Genomic DNA, 2,033 nt, shown 5'->3' on the forward strand with positions numbered 1-2,033 from the left:
AAATTCAAATTAAAGAGTTGCTAATAATAAAAGAAAGAAAAGACCCCTTTCCTCAAGAAAGGCGCCATATTGTTGAATAAACAATTTTTCCAGATGCAATTAAAATTCAACAAAGAGTAAAATTGATGTAAATTACCTAGCACATCAATACATACTCATTATTCATATTTGGCATACCATATTTTATAAGATCCTTCCGCCAACCTCCCTGGTCACCCTCCTTTCATGAACGGAACAGGGAGGTTACATAAAGCCTCCCTTTTTTACTTATGTGAACTTTATGATCTATGAGAATTTAGGAGTGGTTTAATTGAAATGCTGTGAGAAGTACAGTTGTCAGCTTATTATTGTCTATCTTAGAGGGGCACCAATTGAGAAAGTGATTTGACTACCGGTAGGATTACTACTACTCCGTGACCCACGAAAACACAAAACGATAACTAATAGTATAAATAATACTAAAACAGTACTAATGTAAAAGCTCATATGAACACCTCCAATATATAAGAATGCTATCACCTGCATTGAAACTCTAACCCTGCACAGTCATATATTCAGTTGAAACAGCACGTAGCGTAATTTATCACACATCTTTCAAAGAATTTAGAGTTACTATATTTTATGAAATGTGGACTTAATATGCTTGTACTCTAGTCAAAATTGAGGACTTGACTATGAATGTCGCAGGTTCCGTTCATAGGAGAACAAAATATATGTGAAGGACCAGTATCTTTAGATAGCATCACTCAGTAAACAATTTGCTGTTAGTAAACGATCTGTCATTAAAACTGTTTTACATAAATGTAAAAGATGTAATATAAATTCTAAATGATCATCTATTGTAAAGAATTGTGTATCTATTTTATATTTTTTATGAAATGTAAAAACTTCATTATCAAAGTTACCTTTTTTTATTTCTTCTAAGATATTATTACAAATAATTAGTAGTTCTTTAATTTCTTCATCATAATAGTTTCTTTGTTCATGTAGCTTTAGAACTATGTATGATTTTAAATTGCTTTGTCTAATTATTCTACTATGTTCAAAAAATTGTAAAATAGTACTATTTAGAATGACCATAACCATATTATGGTCGTGGGTTATACTGTACAGCTCCAATTGCTAAATGTCTTCTTGTGAAAATTTATTTAATTTGAAATAATTGTTATATAATTGTAAATATTTCAATTGGATACTGTATAAAATTTTATACTAGGAGTGAGAATATGTTTCCTAAATTAGAAACAGAAAGGCTAATCTTGAGAGAACTAAAAGAAAATGATGCACAAGATATTTTGAATTGTTTTTCAAATGAAGATGTATTACGTCACTATGGTCAAAAACCATTAACAAATTTAGAACAGGTGAAAAATATAGTTAACAATTTTGCAATTAACTACAAGGAAAAACGAGGGATTAAATGGGGCATTGAAATTAAAGGAATAGAAGGAATTATTGGAACCATTGGTTTTCATGATTGGTCTTCGGAACATAAGAGAGCTGACATTGCTTATGCACTTTTTCCAGAACAATGGGGAAATGGGTATGCAACTGAAGCAATTATTCAAGTTTTATCATATGGATTTAACGAACTTGAGCTAACTAGAATTGGAGCAGTTGTATTTAAAGAAAACAAACCATCTAATAAATTATTAGCTAAGTTAGGGTTTGAAAAAGAAGGGATTCTCAGAAACTATATGTATCAAAATAACATTCCATATGATACGAATGTTTACTCCTTACTTTCAACTAATTAAGCTATATTAAACTAATGTGAGTTTTTCTGAAATTGTTCTAGATGCATTAAGTATAACAGAAACGCGATGATTTTAGGTCATCGCGCCATATTCGTAATATAAGGTTAGCCAGTTTTTTCTGGTTGACCTTTTTTCATGAGGTCTTATGATAGCGGTAGTCGGGGTAGAACGCAGCGCCAGTGGGACTTGATCTCGTCAGCAAAACTGTTCGCCCCCTACTTGTATAAACATGTTTTTGGCTGGTTGGGACATAGATCCCGTTTAACAAGCGAACCT

Annotated in this window: 2 protein-coding genes; one reads left to right on the plus strand and one right to left on the minus strand. The window is 31.5% G+C overall.

Annotated elements, in window-relative coordinates; genetic code table 11:
• Positions 1-732: 732 nt before the first annotated feature.
• Positions 733-1,086, minus strand: coding sequence for a hypothetical protein (locus tag JM172_RS24270; RefSeq protein ID WP_214484944.1), 354 nt, complete (start codon positions 1,084-1,086; stop codon positions 733-735).
• 140 nt (positions 1,087-1,226) lie between these two features.
• Between JM172_RS24270 and JM172_RS24275 the strand changes: the two genes are divergently transcribed.
• The gene (locus JM172_RS24275; RefSeq protein ID WP_214484945.1) at positions 1,227-1,757 is read left to right on the plus strand and encodes a GNAT family N-acetyltransferase; all 531 of its coding nucleotides are present in this window, start codon (positions 1,227-1,229) and stop codon (positions 1,755-1,757) included.
• The last annotated feature ends 276 nt before the right edge of the window (positions 1,758-2,033 follow it).

The sequence above is a fragment of the Bacillus sp. SM2101 genome (assembly GCF_018588585.1).
Classification (GTDB): Bacteria; Bacillota; Bacilli; order Bacillales; family SM2101; genus Nanhaiella; species Nanhaiella sioensis.

What these genes read in the sequence shown, in the direction of transcription:
- JM172_RS24275 (WP_214484945.1), top strand. Translation starts at nt 1,227, where the DNA reads ATGTTTCCTAAATTAGAAACAGAAAGGCTAATCTTGAGAGAACTAAAA.
- JM172_RS24270 (WP_214484944.1), bottom strand. Translation starts at nt 1,086, where the DNA reads ATGGTTATGGTCATTCTAAATAGTACTATTTTACAATTTTTTGAACAT.